A 17,828-nucleotide genomic window follows, 5' to 3' on the forward strand; every position below is an offset into this window, starting at 1 on the left:
AACAGTTCTTCACGGGCGGGAAAAATTCCCCGTGATAGTTTCGCCGTCATGACTGTCAACACCCGCCGATCCAGCCTGTTGCAGGGGGCCAGGAGCTGTCCCTACTGCCTCAGTACCAACACCAAGGACTCCAGCTGGAAGAGTTCTGACGAGAAGGCCGGGCGTTTCTGGCTCAAGCCGGTTCGCTGCCGCAACTGCCACAAGCGTTTCGTGCGCTTCCGCAGGGTGCCGCTCGCGCTCGTCGGCGGGGCGCTGGCGCTGGGGCTGGCGAGCGCGGTGGTGGTCACTTTCCGAGGCGTTGATACCCGCAGCAAGTCGGAGCACGAAAAGCTGATCGCCGAGCTTGAACCGATGGAGGCCGAGCGCGCCCGCGCGCACACCGGCGATCCGGAGGCGCAGTACAGCTACGGCATGATGCTGTCGCAGGGGGGCTCCGGCAAGGCCGAGGATCTGGCCGAATCGATACGCTGGCTGGAACGGGCGGCCGAACAGGGACATGTGCGTGCCCAGTACGAACTCGCGCTGGCCTACAAGCTCGGCCGGGGCACGCTGCAGGACTACCCGGCGGCCGGCAGGTGGTTCATGGCGGCTGCGCGCAACGGTCACGTCGGGGCGCAGTACCACATGGGCCGGCTGCATCGCATCGGTGAAGGCGTGCCGGCGGACCTGATCCGGGCCTATGCCTGGTTCAACCGGGCCGCGGCGCAGGGTCATGGCGCGGCGCGCGGGGCGCGCGACGAAATCGCCGCGTCGCTGAAACCGGAACAGCTGGCGCAGGCGCAGGAACTGTCGCGCGCCAGTTCGATGCCGGACCCGGATCAGCCCTTGCCGGCGGCCGTCGTCCGGCCGGCCGAGCGCAGCGGGGACACGCGCGGCACCGAAACGCTGGCCGATGCGGGCGAAAAAAAGGCCGGCACCCGGCCGGCCGTGCTGCACTGAGCGGGCGCTTCAGTCGCTGGCGGCCGCCGCTTCCATCGCGGCCAGCCCGCCGTGCCGCACATCGGTGCCCTTCACCATGAACACCACGTACTGCGCCATGTTCTTCGAGTGGTCGCCGATGCGCTCGATCGCCTTGGCGATGAACAGCAGGTCCAGACCGCACGAAATGGTACGCGGGTCTTCCATCATGAAGGTGATGAGCTGGCGCATGATGGACTTGAATTCGGCGTCCACCTCCTTGTCCTGACGCACCACTTCGGTGGCGCTGCCGACGTCCATGCGCGCCAGCGAATCCAGCGTCCGGCGCAGCATGTCCACGGCCAGTGACGCGGCGTGGCGCAGCTCCACCCGCGGCACGAACACCGCGTCGGATTCCAGGATGTGGCGGCCCATCTTCGCGATCTTCTTCACTTCGTCGCCGATGCGCTCCAGGTCGGTGATGATCTTGACCACCGACATGATGACGCGCAGGTCGCCCGCCGCCGGCTGGCGTTTGGCGATCAGGTGGATGCAGGCGTCGTCCAGCTCGACCTCCATCGCATTCACCTTCTTGTCATTGGCGATCACCTCTTCGAGCATGGGCAGGTTGCGCTCGATCACGCCGCGCATCGCATGCTCGATCTGCTGCTCGATCAGGCCGCCCATCTGCAGCAGGCCGGTACGTACGCCTTCGAGCTCGTGGTCATAACGCTTGGAAATGTGTTCGCTCATGGCGGTGATCCGTCTAACGATGAAGGGCGGCACCCGGGGCGGGTGCCGGTCTGTCAGGCATGCAACGTGCGCACGCCGTCCGGCGACGACACGAGCGCCACATCGGCGCGGCGACGGGCGAACAGGCCGTTGGTGACGGTACCGGTCAGGTGATCCAGTTCGGTTTCGAAAGCCGCCGGGTCGGTGATCTTCAGGCCCGCCACATCCAGGATGAGGTTCCCGTTGTCGGTCACGAAGCCTTCACGCAGCTTTGGAATGCCGCCCATGCGCGTAAGTTCGCGGGACACCAGGCCGAGTGCCATCGGAATGACCTCGATCGGCAGCGGGAAGCGGCCCAGCACCTCGACGCACTTGGAGTGATCGGCGATGCAGACGAAGCAGTCGGATGCCGCCGCCACGATCTTCTCGCGCGTCAGCGCGCCGCCGCCGCCCTTGATCAGGTTGAGACCGGGGTCGATCTCGTCGGCGCCGTCGACATAGACCGGAATGCGCCGGCCGGAGGCGATGGCCTCGTCCAGCGACAGCACCGGAATGCCGTGGCTGCGCAGGCGCGCGGCCGACGCTTCCGAACTGGCGATCGCGCCGGCCACCGCGATTTTCTCGGCGGCCAGCAGGTCGATGAAATGGTTGGCGGTCGAGCCGGTACCGACGCCGAGCAGTTCGCCCGGCACCACATGGGGCAGGGCGGCGCGCGCCACCGCGATCTTCAGTTCGTCTGCAGTCATGAATGGAATCCTGGGTTCAGCCGACCCGGGCTTCGTCGTGGATGAAGGCCTTGTACGCGAGGTGCGGGATCAGCAGGTGTAGCGGCATTCTAAGCCAGTGGCTGCGCGCGTAGAGAATGTGCCGGCGCGCACGGCGCCAGGTCGAGTCGCTGCTCGGGTGCAGCGCATACATCGAGGCGTCGATCAGATGATCGGTCAGCGCCCCTGTCCAGCGGCGGCCGAGACGGCGGTCGCACTCTTCGGCGATCGCCTCCGGCACTGCGGTGCCGAACACCCGCTGCGCGAAGCGCAGGGCCAGCAGCACCGGGTATTCGAGCTGGTGCGCCTGCGCCTGCGGCAGCAGGCGTTCCCAGAAACTCTCTTCGGACGAGAATTCGCCGATCAGGCAGTGCAGGTCGTACAGGTCGCGCAGGCCTTTCTGCAACTCGCCGTAGAACAGATGGCAGGCGGAATGCATGACCATGTCCACCGGCGACAGCACCCGGAAAATGTCCGGGCAGTGCGGCACCTGCACCGGTCGTGCATCGGCGATCAGCCGCGCCGGATCGGGAATGTGGCCCGAAGTCGGCGGCACGATGGTGTGGTGGAGGTCGATCACGGTGCCGCGCGTGAAATGTTCGATCGGCGGCAGTTCGTGCATCCACTGGCGGTAGTAGCGCTGGTCGTAGGCGTTCAGGTGGGTGGGTCGCCAGCCGTGGCGGAACAGCGCGCCTTCGGCCGGGTCCAGGCTGGCTTTGGCCACCATCAGGTCGATGTCGCCGAATAGGCGCGAACGCCCCGCCCGCAGGCCGGCCACCGCATAGGCGCCGCCCTTGAGCAGCACCACCGGTTCGCCGAGCGCGGACAGCGCGCTGGCGATCACCGCCAGTTCGAGCAGCAGCGACTGCCGGTGCAGCGCCGCGATGCGCAGCGCCGCGTCGAGATGGAAGAGCACCGGCTCCGGCACCGTGACCCTGTCGCCGGCGTCACGCAGCACTTCGGCAAGCTGTCCGAGCAGATCGCTGGTACGTGCCTGACCGATCAGGGCTTCCCAGTCGCGTGCGCCGAAACCTGCGGTGATGTCCGGATGGGCGAGTGCGTTCGCCAGATGCCTGTCTGTTCGTCTGTTCATCGAAGCGGAATGGAAGCTCGGGGTGACGCGCCCGGCATCAGGCCGGGCGGGAACAGATGGATTCCAGCACCGGCACGATCTGGTCCAGCGAGCCGTAGCGCGCAGTGTAGCCGTCGCAGGCCTCGACCAGACGCCCCATGGCCTGAAAGCCGGTCACGCCCAGACGCGGGTAATTGAAGGCATTGCTCACCAGCGACATGAACATGCGCGCGCGTCCCATGGGCTGGACCGCACATTCGCTGCCGGTTTCGAACTTCGGCAGCACCACCCAGCGTGGCTGTACACGGCTCAGTGCTTCCTCGACGCTGGAACGCGGCGGTTTCAGATGGGCCACTGTTCCCTTGGCGGTGTCATGCGCCATCGGGCCGATGACCGGATCGCCGGGCAGTCCGCGCACGATGTCGATCGAGCGGTTCTTCAGGCTGACCGGGCGCGGCAGGGGCAGCAGCAGTCCGTCTTCAAGGCCGACCATGGCCAGTTCGTCCGACAGCAGGCGCCAGCCGCGCAGCGCGAGTCCGGCGCACAGCGTGCTCTTGCCCGAGCCGGGCGGCGCGGCCAGGATGAGCCCCTGGCCGTCACGCTCGAGCACCGCGGCGTGAATGATGAGGTAGTGCTGGGCGTGGTTGGTGAACACCCAGTTCAGCCCCCACTCGAGCATGGCGAAAGCCTGATCGCCGGGCAGGGGCTTGAAGGGCTGCATGCCTTCGAAGCGGAACACCGACTGCGGTCGCACGAAGGTGCGCAGCCCGTCGCCGCGGCCCACCTCGACCGCGTAATCGCAGAAGGTGTCGTCGTCGGCGAGCCGGTAATCGGCGTACAGCGTCGCCAGGCCGTCCGCCACCTGGGCGTGGCGCGAGCGGATGCCGGTGACGAAGCGCCCGATGTGCAGCCTCAGCCCGTCCGGGGCGCGGAGGCGGTCCTGCAGATCGCTGCGGGACAGCGAGGAGAGCGGTGCGCCGGACATCGCTCAGTCGAGGCGCCGGATCAGGCCATGTACCGCCAGATCCTCGAGCAGTCCGGCCAGCGATTCCGCGTCCGGCGCATCCGGAAGCGACGCCAGTGTGGCGGTATCTGCCGCACCGTCACGCAGCCGTTCGATGATCTGGCCGGCCAGCGGTGACAGCAGGGTGGTGGAGGTTTTCAGCGCGTCATACAGCACGCATCCATCCTCCCAGTGGAGTATGGAAATCAGGGGTGCGTGAGGCAGGGTCCAGCCTGGGTCCAGGCTCATACCTGGATGCTGGATTCCTGGCTGCCGTTGCACCACAGATTGGGGTAGGACGAATAGAAGGACTTGAAGCGGTCGCTGAACTGGGTGGTCAGCGCGGAGGTGCCGCTGGTGAAGGCGTTACGGAACACCGTGATCACGCCGGTGGCGGTCTGCATGTCCGAGAACGGGAAGCGGTCACCATAGAACTGCGCGTTCAGCAGCGCGGCAACCGCGTGGAACGCGACGTTGCGCATCGAATTCACCTTGTTGCTCGGGCACCAGGAACCGAGTGCGGACGTGGTCTGATCCACGGCCTGCTGCAGTGTCACGTTGCCCGATGCGTAGAAGGCGCAGCCGAACACGGTGTTGAACTTCGCGCTCTTCAGGTAGGGGCTGAAAATGCTGACGTTGTCCCAGAGCGCGCTGCCGTTCTGGTTGCTGCTCTTCCAGTAGCCGGGGCTGCAGCCGCAGGGTCGCGGCGTGCCGGCGTTCGACAGGTTGCCGGACGCGATTTCCGAGCCGGTGCAAGTGCCCCACACGCTGGTGCCGAAAGCGGAACGGCTGGTCACCGACAGCAGCACGCCGGCGCCTGCGACGCCGCCGGTGGCAATCTTGCGACGCCCGGCGTTCACCGCCTGCGTTGAGGTCTGCTGCAGGTCGCTGTCGACGGCCGGAGTGTTCTGGTCACGCTCGTTCATATTCGTTTCACCGAAGGGCTGTTGCCGCGGATGTTATCGCGCCTTGCCACACGGGGACGCCGACTGCTTCACGGCGCCGGGGATGTGGCCGGGGCAGATCGATCCATGGGCTGATGCTGAGTCAGAAGCAAGAAGCAGGCCGTCGGGATTTTCTCCATGCAAGCCGATGATTGGAATTGTGTTTTCACAATTTTTCAATCCCTTGGCTGGCTGCTGCCTCTGCCACTGTAAAGTCCGCCGACGCCGATCCGGCCCGTCTCTTTCGGAGAAGTGGCCGGATCGGCGCCCGCATGGGCCGGCGTCGGGTGTCAGCGCCGGGCCGGCGGCAGGTCGGTGCAGCTGCCTTCAGCGACCTCGGCGGCCAGGCCGATGGACTCGCCCAGCGTCGGGTGCGGATGGATGGTGTGGCCGATGTCGACCGCGTCCGCGCCCATCTCGATCGCCAGGGCGACCTCGCCGATCATGTCGCCGGCCGAGGTGCCGACGATGCCACCGCCGACAACGCGGTGGGTGTCCGCGTCGAAGATGAGCTTGGTGAAGCCTTCGTCGCGGCCGTTGGCGATGGCCCGTCCACTGGCCGCCCACGGGAACTTGCCGACGGTCACCTTGCGGCCCTGGGCCTTGGCCTCGTCTTCGGTCAGACCGACCCAGGCGACTTCCGGGTCGGTGTAGGCGACCGACGGAATCACCGTGGCGTCGAAGTGGCGCTTGTGACCGGCGATCACTTCCGCCGCGACATGGCCCTCGTGCACCGCCTTGTGCGCCAGCATGGGCTGACCGACGATGTCGCCGATGGCATGGATGTGCGCGACGTTGGTCCGCATCTGGCTGTCCACCGGAATGAAACCGCGCTCGTCTACGCGCAGGCCGGCCGCTTCGGCGTTCAGCTTGCGACCGTTCGGCGATCGACCGACCGCCACCAGCACGCGGTCGTAGCTCTGCGGTTCGGCCGGCGCCTTCGCACCTTCGAAACTCACCTTGATGCCATCGGCGGTCGCTTCCGCCCCGGTCACCCGGGTGTTCAGCATGACCGCGTCGAAGCGGTGGGCGTTTTTCTTCTCCCACACCTTGGCCAGATCGCGGTCGGCGCCCTGCATCAGGCCGCCAGTCATTTCGACCACGTCGATGCGGGCACCCAGCGTCGAATAGACGGTGGCCATTTCCAGCCCGATGATGCCGCCGCCGATCACCAGCATCCGTTTCGGGATGTCGGCCAGCAGCAGTGCGCCGGTCGAATCGACGACGCGCGGGTCGTCCGGCATGAAGGGCAGCTTCACGGCCTGGCTGCCGGCGGCGACGATGCAGTGGCCGAACTTCAGCACCTTCTTGTCGCCGGTTTCCGCCTTGCCGTCGCCGGTGGTCAGTGCGATCTCGACATGGTTCGGGTCGATGAAGCGGGCGGTGCCGCGCACCACCTTCACCTTGCGCGCCTTGGCCATGCCGGCCAGACCGCCGGTCAGCTTGCCGACCACCTTGTCCTTCCAGCCGCGCAGCGCGCCGATGTCGACCTCGCGCGCGCCGAATTTGATGCCGTGCGCCGCCAGCGCTTCGGCCTCGTCGGCCACGGCGGCCACGTGCAGCAGCGCCTTGGACGGGATGCAGCCCACGTTCAGGCAGACGCCGCCCAGCGTGGCGTAGCGCTCGACGATGACCACCTCGAGGCCGAGGTCGGCGGCACGGAAGGCGGCCGAATAGCCGCCGGGGCCGCCACCGATCACCAGTACGGCGCAGCTTTCGTCGACCCTGGCGGGGGCACTGCCGGTGGCGGTCACCGGCGCGGCGGTTGCGGCTTGTGCGGGGGCCGGGGCGACCGGCGCAGCCGCCGGTGCCGGCGCGGGCGCCGCCTCGGCAGCGCCCGTTGCCTCCATCGTCAGCACCACGCTGCCTTCCGATACGCGGTCGCCGACCTTCACCCGCAGTTCGACGATGCGGCCGGCCTGCGGCGCGGGGATGTCCATCGTGGCCTTGTCGGACTCCAGCGACATCAGCGGCGCGTCGGCGTCCACCGTGTCGCCCGGCTTCACCATGATTTCGATGATGGGCACGTCCTTGAAGTCGCCGATGTCGGGAATCTTTACAGTCAGTGTGCTCATGTTTCGCTCCCTCACATCAGCACGCGGCGCATGTCGGCCAGCAGCGCGGCGACATGGGCGTTGAAGCGGGTGGCGGCCGCACCGTCGATCACGCGGTGATCGGCGGTCAGCGACAGCGGCAGGATGAGCCGCGGCTGGAATGCCGAGCCGTCCCACACCGGCTTCATCGTGGTGCGGCTGACGCCGAGGATGGCGACCTCCGGCGCGTTGATGATGGGTGCGAAACCGGTGCCGCCCAGACCGCCGACGCTGGAAATCGTGAAGCAGGCGCCCTGCATTTCCGCTGCCGACAGCTTTCCGTCGCGCGCCTTGGCCGCCAGTTCGCCGCATTCGGCCGCCAGCTGCGCCACGCCTTTTTTGTCCGCGTCACGGATGACCGGCACCACCAGTCCGCCCGGGGTATCGGCGGCGAAGCCGATGTGGCAGTACTGCTTCATGATCAGCGCCGGTTCTTCGGCCTGCAGGTCGATCGAGCTGTTGAACTCCGGAAATTTCTTCAGCGCCGAGCACACCGCCTTGATGATGAAGGCCAGCATGGTGAGCTTGACGCCGGCCTTGGCCTGTTCCGCGTTGATCTGCTGGCGGAAGGCTTCCAGATCGGTGACATCGGCGTCCTCGTGGTAGGTGACCGCCGGGATCATGGCCCAGTTGCGCGCGAGGTTGGCTGCCGACAGCTTGCGGATGCGCGACAGCGGCTTGCGCTCGATGTCGCCGAACTTGGTGAAATCGACCTTGGGCCAGGGCAGCAGATCCAGACCGCCGCCGGTGGCCACCGGCGCAGCGGCCGGCGCCTGCAGCGCGCCCTTGACGAAGGCGTTGATGTCCTCGCGCGTGATGCGGCCTTTCGGGCCGCTGGCCTTCACGCGGGCGAGATCGACGCCCAGTTCGCGTGCATAGGCGCGCATCGACGGACTGGCGTGCGCCTTCTTGCCGCCCACCAGTTCGGCCGCGATGTCGGCGGCACTGGGCAGTGCGACCGCGCCGGCGGCCGGCGTGTAGTCGCCCCGGGCCGATTGCGTTGTTGCGGCGGGGGCGGCGCCGGCGGCCGCCACGGGAGCGGCGACCGGTGCGGCGGCGACTGCCGCGGTCGGAGCCGGCGTCACGGCTGCCGCAACAGGCGCCGGAGTGGGTGCAGGTGAGGGCGCTGGCGCGGCAGCGGCAGCAGCGGCGGGCGCCTCGCCCACCTCCATCGTGCCGATCACGCTGCCCTGCGACACGCGGTCGCCGACCTTGACCGTGATCTGGCCGATGACGCCGGCGTGCGGCGCCGGAATGTCCATCGTGGCCTTGTCGGATTCGAGCGAAACGAGCGGCGCGTCGGCCTCGACGCGGTCGCCCGGTTTGACCATCACTTCGATGACGGGGACATCGGAAAAGTCGCCGATGTCGGGTACTTCAATATTGATCGTGCTCATTCAAGCCTCGCATTCGGGTGCGGTCGCGCGGCACGCGCCCGCGGTGTGCGGCCGCGTGCGACGCGGCCGGTGCATGTGTTCCGGCTGGCACGCCCGGGACGTGCGAAGGGCGCACCGGCTGCTGCGGCCGGAACCTGGCGGTTCCGCCTCCGCGCGCATCCGGCCCCTCCGCGCACGTCCTCGACGCGCCGCCACAGCTCAGACGTACAGCGGGTTCGGCTTGGTCACGTCCAGACCGTAGCGCGCGATGGCTTCCGCCACCTTGGCCCGGTCCAGCGCACCGTCGTCGGCCAGCGCCTTCAGCGCCGCCACCGTCACCCAGTGTCTATCCACCTCGAAATGCGAGCGCAGCGCCTCGCGCGTGTCCGAACGGCCGAAGCCGTCGGTACCCAGCACCACGTACTTGCGCGGTACCCAGGCGCGGATCTGTTCGGCGAACAGCCGCACGTAGTCGGTGGCCGCGATCACCGGTCCGCGGGTGTCACGCAGGCACTGCTCGACATGCGACGCGCGCGGGGTTTCCAGCGGGTTGAGCAGATTCCAGCGCGTGCAGTCGGCGCCGTTGCGGGCCAGTTCGGTGAAGCTCGGGCAGGCCCACAGATCCGATTCCACGCCCCAGTCGGCCTTCAGCAGTTCGGCGGCGGCGATCACTTCGCGGAAGATGGTGCCGCTGCCCAGCAGCTGGGCGCGCGGGCCGTTCGAGGCGGCGCCGCGGCGGAACAGGTACATGCCTTTCAGGATGTCGGCTTCGGCACCGTCCGGCATGGCCGGGTGCTCGTAGTTCTCGTTCATCACCGTCAGGTAGTAGTAGATGTCCTCCTGGTTGGCCATCATGCGGCGCAGGCCGTCCTGCACGATGACCGCCACTTCGTACGAGAAGGTCGGGTCGTAGCTGACGCAGTTCGGCACTGCGCCGGACCACAGGTGGGAATGCCCGTCCTCGTGCTGCAGGCCTTCGCCGTTCAGCGTGGTGCGGCCGGCGGTACCGCCGACCAGGAAGCCGCGGGCGCGCTGGTCGCCGGCCGCCCAGGCCAGGTCACCGATGCGCTGGAAGCCGAACATCGAATAGAAGATGTAGATCGGGATGGTGGCCACGCCGTGCACCGAATAGCTGGTGGCGGCGGCGATCCAGTCGCTCATCGCGCCGGCTTCGTTGATGCCTTCCTGCAGGATCTGGCCGGTCTTCGACTCCTTGTAGAACATGAGCTGGTCGGCGTCCTGCGGCACGTACTTCTGGCCTTCCTGGTTCCAGATGCCGATCTGGCGGAACATGCCTTCCATGCCGAAGGTGCGCGACTCGTCCGGCACGATGGGCACCACGCGCTTGCCGATGTGCGGGTCGCGCAGCAGGATGTTCATGATGCGCACGAAGGCCATGGTGGTCGACAGTTCGCGGCCTTCGCCGGAGGCCTTCAGCAGCGCGTCGAAGGCGGACAGCGGCGGCACTTCGAGCGGATCGGCCTTCATCCGGCGCTGCGGCAGGTAGCCGCCCAGCGCCATCCGGCGCTCGCGCATGTAGGCCACTTCCTTCGAGTTCTCGTCGAACTTCAGATAGGGCAGCGATTCCAGTTCGCTGTCCTTGATCGGCAGGTCGAAGCGGTCGCGGAATTCGCGCAGCGATTCCAGATCGACCTTCTTCTGCTGGTGCGAAATGTTCTGCGCCTCGCCCGAGCCGCCCATGCCATAGCCCTTGATGGTCTTGGCGAGAATGACGGTGGGCTGGCCGGTATGGTTCACCGCGGCGTGATAGGCGGCATACACCTTGTGCGGATCATGGCCGCCGCGGTTCAGGCGGAAGATGTCCTCGTTGCTCCAGTTGGCGACCATGGCCGCCAGTTCCGGATATTTGCCGAAGAAGTGCTCGCGCACGTAGGCGCCGTCGCGCGACTTCATGGTCTGGTATTCGCCATCGACCACTTCCATCATGCGCTGCGCCAGCAGGCCGGTCTTGTCCTGCGCCAGCAGCGGGTCCCAGTAGCTGCCCCAGAGCAGCTTGATCACGTTCCAGCCCGAGCCGCGGAAGTCGCCTTCCAGTTCCTGGATGATCTTGCCGTTGCCGCGCACCGGGCCGTCCAGACGCTGCAGATTGCAGTTCACGACGAAGATGAGGTTGTCGAGCTTTTCGCGGGCCGCCATCGCGATCTCGCCCAGCGTTTCCGGTTCGTCGGTCTCGCCGTCGCCGATGAAGCACCACACCTTGCGGCCTTCGGTATTGGCGATGCCGCGATCCTGCAGGTACTTCATGAAGCGGGCCTGGTAGATGGCCTGCAGCGGGCCGAGGCCCATGGACACCGTCGGGAACTGCCAGAAGTCCGGCATCAGCCACGGGTGCGGATAGCTGGACAGGCCCTTGCCGCCGACTTCCTGCCGGAAGCTGTCCAGCTGGGCTTCGTTCAGACGGTCCAGCAGGAAGGCACGGGCGTAGATGCCGGGTGCGGAGTGACCCTGAAAGTAGATCAGGTCGCCGCCGTGGGTCGGGCTGGGGGCATGCCAGAACCAGTTGAATCCGACGTCATAGAGCGTGGCGCTGGACGCGAAGCTGGCGATGTGACCGCCGACATTGGTGTCCTTGTTTGCGCGCAGCACCATGGCCATCGCATTCCAGCGGATGTAGCTGCGGATGCGGTGCTCGATCTCGTAATCACCGGGCGCCGGCGCCTGCTTGCCGACCGGAATGGTGTTTACATAGGCGGTGGTGGCCGAGTACGGGATGTTGATGCCGGCGCGACGCGCCAGTTCGGTCAGCCGCTCGATCAGGTAATGCGCACGCTGCTCACCGGCGTGTTCGATCACGCCTTCCAGCGCGTCGAGCCATTCCTGGGTTTCGACAGCGTCCGGATCGGAAGCGAGCAGGGGATTGGGTAGTGCAGACATCCAGGCTTTCTCCTCTTTTTTGATCGAGCTGCTCGATCAAATGCACCGCCGATGCACAACCCGGCCGGGGCATGGAGGCCCGTCCGGGGTCGTCAGCGTGCCGGGCGAGGAGATGCTCGTCCGTGGCGCCTGTCCGTCTGCGCATGGGTGATGCAAGTGTCGACAGCTCTGAAGCGGCAGCGGGTGGCTGCCATGGCTACGCCGATCGCAGGGATCGCCCGCGTCGACGTGTCGCAATTATGGACACCCCCCGGATTTGCCGCCAGTAGTGGAAAACCGAAATCGGCCGGAAAACGGCAAAAAAAGCGGGCACCCGGAGGCCTGGGTGCCCGCAACCGAGGAGAAACGAAAGGTCTTCTACAAGACCCGGGGTGTGCAGGGCGGGTGCGGGGGATGCACCCGCTCTGCATCAGCCGTGCTGGATGTAGGCCACCTGGGTTTCGGTGTACTCGTACAGCCCGTGCTTGCCGTCGGCGCCGCCGATGCCCGACTTGCGGCGGCCGGCGTGGAAGCCCTGCATCGCTTCGAAGTTCTCGCGATTGACATAGGTTTCGCCGAACTGCAGATCGCGGATCGCGCGCATCGCCGCATTGAGGTCGCGGGTGTAGACCGACGAGGTCAGGCCGTAGTCCGACGCATTGGCGTGGGCCACCGCCTCGTCGAGATCGTCGACCAGCTGCACCGGCAGCACCGGCCCGAAGATTTCACTGCGCATGATGTCCATGTCGGCATGGCAGTTGATCAGTACGGTGGGCTCGTAGTGGTAGCCGGACGCGCGGTCGGCGACGCGGCCACCCAGCACGCACTGGGCGCCGTCGCGCCTGGCCTGTTCGACCATGGCGGCCACCTTGTCCAGGCCTTCCTTGTTCACCAGCGGGCCCATGTCGACGCTCTGATCGGCGATCGGGTCGCCATAGCGGGTGGCGGCCATCTTCGCGGTGAGCTTGGTGATGAATTCGTCGGCCACGCTGCGCTGCACGTAGACGCGCTCTGCGCAGTTGCACACCTGCCCGGTGTTGATCACGCGTGACGCGGTGATCGCGGTCGAGGCGAGGTCGAGGTCGGCGTCGGCCAGCACGATGGCGGGCGCCTTGCCGCCCAGTTCCAGATTGACCCGGGTCAGGTTGCGGCCGGCCGCCTGCATGATGCGGCTGCCTGTGGCCACGCTGCCGGTGAAGCTCACCATGTCGATCGACGAACTGCCGGTCAGCGCGGCGCCGGTGGTTTCACCGCGGCCGCCGATCAGGTTGAACACGCCGCGCGGCAGTTCGGCCGCATGCACCAGCTTCGCGAACAGGAAGGCGTTGAGCGGCGTTTCCTCGCTCGGCTTGATCACGATGGTGTTGCCGGTCACCAGCGCCGGCGCCATCTTGCGGGCGATCAGGAAGAGCGGGAAGTTCCACGGCAGGATGCCGGCGACCACGCCCACCGGCTTGCGCAGCAGGAAGATGCTTTCGCCCGGGCGGTCGCTGGTGAGCACCTCGCCCTCGATGCGGCGCGCCCATTCGGCCATGTAGTCCAGGTAGTCGGCGGTGAAGTCGACCTCGACCCGCGCCAGACCCAGCGTCTTGCCCTGTTCCAGCGTCAGCAGGCGCGCCATCTCTTCGCGCACGCCGCGCAGGCCTTCGGCCACCTTGCGCAGCCAGCCGGCGCGCTGGATGGCCGGCAGCTTCGCCCACTGCGGCTGTGCCGTGCGGGCGGCGGCGATCGCGCGCTCGACCGCGGCGACACCGGCTTCGGGCACCGTGTCGAGCAGCGCGTGAGTGGCCGGGTTGAACACTTCGATGCGGCTGGCGACGTCGCTCTCGTCGAAGCGTCCGTCGATGTAGTTGTGATGGGTGGTCATTCCAGAGTCTCCTTGGTGTGTGTGATCGGAAGCGGTGATCGAGTGCGGTGCGCGGGTTCAGGCGGCGCGCGTCATGCGCTTGCCGAAGGATTCGGACAGGTAGCCGAAGGTGAGTCCGGCGATCCAGGTCAGGCCGACGAACAGCGCCTTCTCGAAGGTGTCGCCAGTGGCGCCGAAGTAGGTGGCGGCGCCGAGAAAGGCGGCGGGCGTGTAGGACAGCGCGGCCACGTCGGCCATCGCCACCAGCACGAAGGCCAGCACCGCGACCAGCAGCGCCAGCGCCGGCAGGCTGCCGCCGGCCAGCGCGACCAGCCACATCGTGCCGGCGGTCAGCACGACACCGGCCAGTGCGGCGAAGGCCGATTTGCCGAGCGCCTGACTGCCGCCGCCGGCGGCGAAGAAGGTGGCCCAGGCGACGAAGCCTATCCACGGATTGAGCTGCAGGTTCGGCATGCCGATGCTCAGGCAGACCCACAGTGCGACCAGCAGGGCGATGCTCAGTGCGAGTGCGTGCAGCAGTTTCATTTGAAGCCTCCTTGAAGGAGGCCGGCGACGTGCCACAGCACGCCGCCGGCCGGGGTTACCAGACGTAGGCGTACTTCACGTTGATGCTGTTGTTGACCGGCCGGTTCTCGCCTTCGATGCCGTGCGAGTAACGCAGCGCGATCGACTGGTTGCCGTAGTAATGGAACATCACGCCGAGCGAACCATCGAGCCCCCACGAGTCACCGGCGCCATTGCGGCCGCTGATGCGCTCGTAGTCGACACCGGCGAACGGTTCCAGCCAGTCGTTCACGCGGTAGCCGAAGCGGTTGTTGGTGTGCCACAACATGCCCGGGCGGGTGCCGTCGTCCTTGCGGCTCTGTGCGACGAAGCCGAGGTCGCCGGTCCATGCGATGCGATCGGTCAGCGGCGCGTACCACAGCAGACTGGACAGGTTCTTCCAGTTGGTGTCGCTGACGTCCTTGTCGCCAATCGGCACCTGCAGGAAGGTCTGGAAGCCGAGCGTGGAACCGGGCGTCGGCTTGTACCAGATGGCGGCACCGGTGATGGTGTCGCCGAAGCCGCTGATGTGGCGGGTATCCGGGTCGGGAGAATTGCGGTCCCGGATGCCCACCGTGGGCTGGATCACCTCGAACGCCAGACCGATGTTCCGGTTGGAATCCGGTGTCCAGAAGCGCACGTATTTCGACAGGCCGATGATCTTCTGCGCGCTGCTGCCACGTTGACGATCGCCGTCGCTGTCGAACAGCCGGCTGTCGCGCTGCACGGTGGCGTACTGCACGAACACGTTGAACGGCTGGTCGAAATTGACCGGCAGGTCGTATTCGTGCGGACCGATCACATCGAAGGTGGTCTGTGCCGCAGCGCTGCCGGACAGCAGCGCCAGGGCGAAACCGGATGCGGAGACGACAGTCTTCGCGGCACGGGTGGGAGTGATGGCAAAAGTGTTCATGAGTTCATGTCCTTGTTATGTTCTTTCTGGCAGGCGCGCGGCGGACCGGGCGCCCGGGTGGATCATTTCCTGGGCAGCTTGAATACCCAGATCACGCCGCCCTGTGGCACGGTGGTCTTCTTGTCGAGCACCGCGTTGAACGCGCCCTGCATGCGTTCGGCATCCACACCCCAGCCGGACTGCACAGCGATGTACTGTTCGCCGTCGACCTCGAAGCTCGAGGGCACGCCGGTCACGCCCGAATTGGTCGGGAATTCCCACAGCAGCTTGCCGGTGCTGGCATTGAAGGCGCGGAACTTGCGGTCGTTGGTGCCGCCGCCGAACACCAGATTTCCGGCGGTGGTCATCAGCGGGCCCCAGTTCATTTCCGGATAGGTGTGGGTCCACACCTTCTTGCCGGTCTTCAGGTCCCAGGCCTGCACTTCGCCGATGTGCACCTTCGACTCCGGCGTCATGCGCACATTGGTGAGCACGTTCTCGATCGAAACGCCGAGGTAGAGCTCGCCCTTGTTGTACTTGACCGGCTCGCCGGTCAGTTCCGAGCACAGATTGTTCTGCGCCGGGATGTAGAGCAGGCCGGTGTGCGGGTTGTAGGCCTCGGGCGGCCAGTCCTTGCCACCCCACAGCGAGGGGCAGAAGTTCACCGTCTTGCCGGTGGCCGGTATGCGTGCCGGGTCATAGGTCGGGCGACCGGTCTTCGGGTCGAGCTTCGTGAATACGTTCTGCGTGACGTAGGGCCAGGCATCGACGTAATTCACCTTGCTGTCGGTGCGCTCCAGCATCCACAGATAGCCGTTGCGGCCGGCGTGCACCAGCGACTTCACCTTCCTGCCCTTGTGCTCGAGGTCGATCAGCAGCGGGGCGGATACCTCGTCCCAGTCCCACGAATCATTGTGGTGATATTGGTGGTAACCCTTGAGCTTGCCAGTGTCGACGTCCAGCGCCAGCACCGAATTGGCGTACAGGTTGTCGCCGCTGCGGGTGTCGGCCATCCACGGGCCGGCGTTGCCGACGCCCCAGAAGGCGAGGTTGGTGTCCGGGTCGTAGGTGCCGGTGATCCACACCGAGCCGCCGCCACGCTTGTAGGTGTCGCCCGGCCAGCTGTCGCCGCCGGGTTCGCCCGGGCCGGCGATGGTGTAGGTGCGCCAGGCTTCCTTGCCGCTGTCGGCGTCGAAGGCAGCGACGAAGCCGCGGATGCCGTATTCGCCCCCCGAACTGCCGATCATGATCTTGCCCTTGGCGGCCAGCGGCGCCAGCGTCATGTAGTAGCCGGACTTCCAGTCGGCCACCGCGGTCTTCCACACCTCTTTGCCGGTTTTGGCGTCGAGCGCGACCAGGAAGGCGTCGGTGGTGGCGATGTACACGCGGTCACCGTACAGCGCGACGCCGCGGTTGGTCGGGTGCAGTTGCTGCAGCTCGTCCGGAATGGTTTTCTTGTAGCGCCAGATTTCGCGGCCGCTCTTGGCTTCCAGACAGATGACCTGGTTGTTCGGCGTGGCGACGAACATGTAGCCGTTGTTCACGATGGGCGGTGCCTGGTGCCCTTCGGTCATGCCGGTCGAGAAGGCCCAGGCCAGCTGCAGCTTGTCGACGTTCTTGTCGCTCACTTGCTTGAGCGGGCTGTAGCCCCAGCCGGCGTAGTTGGCGCGGTACATCAGCCAGTTCTGCGCTTCCGGCTTGTTCAGCCGTGCGTCGGTGACCGGCGCGTAGGCGGGCAGGGCCGCCGTGGCCGCCAGCGGCGCGAGCAGTGCCGCCGCGAGGACGGTCCGCTTCATCGTGTTTCTCATGCTTCCTCCTGTGTTGTAGGGCGAAGATGTGGTCGCGCTTCGTGGGCGCGACCGGTGCTGCAGCCCGGACGCTTCGCCTTGTGACGCCCGGGCGGTGTGAAACGCGTATCCGGGTCAGCCCTTGCGCACGCCGGGGGCCGAACTGAAGCTGCCGGCCACCACCAGTTCGCCGTGCTCGCTCTTCAGCGGCAGCCAGGGCAGGGCGCGGCCGGCGGGGCCGGCGGTGACCGTGCCGGCCTTCAGCGGGTCGAATTTGGAGAAGTGGCAGAAACAGAACATGGCGCCGCCGGCCGCATCCCACTCGCTCACTTCGCAGCCCTGGTGGGTGCAGACGGCGGAGTAGGCGAGCACGCCGTCGGCGCTGCGGGCGCGGGTTTCGGCGTCGAGCGACGCCGGGTCGAAGCGCATCAGGATGACCCGGCCCAGCCGGCTTCCGTCGCGCACCAGCGCATCGGTCGCGGCGAAGGGCAGCGCGCGTACCGGCTTGCTGGCGAGCGGAATGTCGGCGACCTTCAGCGGCTGCGGCGCGCCCTCGTCGTCCATGCGCACCAGGCGGTCGCCCGGCTGCGGCGGCAGGTCGGCCGCTTCGCTGGCGTGCGCGCCGCGCACCGCGCCACCGAACAGCGCGGTCACCGCCAGGGCCGCCTTCATTGCGTCTCGCCGCGACTGACAGCAGCCGCTTCCGTGCTCGGGGGTGACACTCTTTTTCGGGTCGTTCTGCGCCATGCTGTCCTCGCTGTTGGGCTGATGCGGAGAGCCCGTCAGCGAGCGTCGTGCCAGCGTCGACAGCGCGTGACCGGATGACATCGGCGTGCGGGGCCGGCAGGGCGCAAAGCGTCCTGCAGTGCGGAATGCGGCGGAGAATGGCGGGCTGTCTTCCCGGATGTTGCGCTGCAGCGAAATCGGTTCGCCATCCCGAGACGGTGAGATGCTGTCTCACTCGAAGTGAGACAAATCCTTGTA

The 17,828-nt window shown here is 66.9% G+C and carries 15 protein-coding genes; 1 reads left to right on the forward strand and 14 read right to left on the reverse strand.

The features are described from left to right. Window positions 1–48: 48 nt before the first annotated feature. A complete protein-coding gene (locus METUNV1_RS11595) occupies window positions 49–939 on the forward strand; it encodes a tetratricopeptide repeat protein (RefSeq protein ID WP_043359778.1) in 891 nt (296 codons plus the stop codon). A gap of 9 nt (window positions 940–948) precedes the next feature. Here METUNV1_RS11595 and phoU read toward each other — a convergent pair whose 3' ends face one another. From phoU to METUNV1_RS11665, 14 genes are all read right to left on the reverse strand, one after another. Next, window positions 949–1,650 (reverse strand): phosphate signaling complex protein PhoU, encoded by a 702-nt coding sequence (gene phoU / locus METUNV1_RS11600; RefSeq protein WP_008061912.1) that lies wholly within the window; start codon window positions 1,648–1,650, stop codon window positions 949–951. 53 nt (window positions 1,651–1,703) lie between these two features. After that, window positions 1,704–2,375 (reverse strand): ribose-5-phosphate isomerase RpiA, encoded by a 672-nt coding sequence (rpiA, locus tag METUNV1_RS11605; RefSeq protein WP_008061913.1) that lies wholly within the window; start codon window positions 2,373–2,375, stop codon window positions 1,704–1,706. Between the two features lie 16 nt (window positions 2,376–2,391). Continuing rightward, a complete protein-coding gene (locus tag METUNV1_RS11610; RefSeq protein WP_008061914.1) occupies window positions 2,392–3,486 on the reverse strand; it encodes a nucleotidyltransferase domain-containing protein in 1,095 nt (364 codons plus the stop codon). 37 nt (window positions 3,487–3,523) lie between these two features. After that, window positions 3,524–4,450 (reverse strand): HprK-related kinase A, encoded by a 927-nt coding sequence (locus tag METUNV1_RS11615; RefSeq protein ID WP_008061916.1) that lies wholly within the window; start codon window positions 4,448–4,450, stop codon window positions 3,524–3,526. Window positions 4,451–4,453: 3 nt separating this feature from the next. Next, entirely contained in the window at window positions 4,454–4,717 is a 264-nt protein-coding gene (locus METUNV1_RS11620; protein ID WP_008061925.1) for an HPr-rel-A system PqqD family peptide chaperone, read from the reverse strand. After that, complete coding sequence (locus METUNV1_RS11625) at window positions 4,714–5,394, reverse strand: hypothetical protein (protein WP_008061927.1); 681 nt, start codon at window positions 5,392–5,394, stop codon at window positions 4,714–4,716. Before METUNV1_RS11625 ends, METUNV1_RS11620 begins: the two co-directional genes overlap by 4 nt. A gap of 308 nt (window positions 5,395–5,702) precedes the next feature. Then, a complete protein-coding gene (lpdA, locus tag METUNV1_RS11630; protein WP_008061929.1) occupies window positions 5,703–7,487 on the reverse strand; it encodes a dihydrolipoyl dehydrogenase in 1,785 nt (594 codons plus the stop codon). A gap of 11 nt (window positions 7,488–7,498) precedes the next feature. After that, window positions 7,499–8,902, reverse strand: a complete 1,404-nt coding sequence (gene aceF, locus METUNV1_RS11635; protein WP_008061931.1) for a dihydrolipoyllysine-residue acetyltransferase — start codon at window positions 8,900–8,902, stop codon at window positions 7,499–7,501. 198 nt (window positions 8,903–9,100) lie between these two features. After that, a complete protein-coding gene (gene aceE, locus METUNV1_RS11640) occupies window positions 9,101–11,776 on the reverse strand; it encodes a pyruvate dehydrogenase (acetyl-transferring), homodimeric type (RefSeq protein WP_008061932.1) in 2,676 nt (891 codons plus the stop codon). Window positions 11,777–12,185: 409 nt separating this feature from the next. Next, window positions 12,186–13,622, reverse strand: coding sequence for an aldehyde dehydrogenase (gene aldA / locus METUNV1_RS11645; protein ID WP_008061935.1), 1,437 nt, complete (start codon window positions 13,620–13,622; stop codon window positions 12,186–12,188). 57 nt (window positions 13,623–13,679) lie between these two features. Then, a complete protein-coding gene (locus tag METUNV1_RS11650; protein WP_008061936.1) occupies window positions 13,680–14,147 on the reverse strand; it encodes a DUF1097 domain-containing protein in 468 nt (155 codons plus the stop codon). Window positions 14,148–14,202: 55 nt separating this feature from the next. Continuing rightward, complete coding sequence (locus tag METUNV1_RS11655) at window positions 14,203–15,078, reverse strand: transporter (RefSeq protein ID WP_008061938.1); 876 nt, start codon at window positions 15,076–15,078, stop codon at window positions 14,203–14,205. A 62-nt stretch (window positions 15,079–15,140) separates the two neighbouring features. Next, complete coding sequence (locus METUNV1_RS11660; RefSeq protein ID WP_008061940.1) at window positions 15,141–16,853, reverse strand: methanol/ethanol family PQQ-dependent dehydrogenase; 1,713 nt, start codon at window positions 16,851–16,853, stop codon at window positions 15,141–15,143. A gap of 126 nt (window positions 16,854–16,979) precedes the next feature. Continuing rightward, on the reverse strand, window positions 16,980–17,516 hold the full coding sequence (locus tag METUNV1_RS11665) for a QcrA and Rieske domain-containing protein (protein WP_008061942.1): 537 nt from the start codon (window positions 17,514–17,516) through the stop codon (window positions 16,980–16,982). Window positions 17,517–17,828: the final 312 nt, after the last annotated feature.

Origin of the sequence: Methyloversatilis universalis FAM5, from assembly GCF_000214035.2 — a bacterium.
Lineage (GTDB): Bacteria > Pseudomonadota > Gammaproteobacteria > Burkholderiales > Rhodocyclaceae > Methyloversatilis > Methyloversatilis universalis.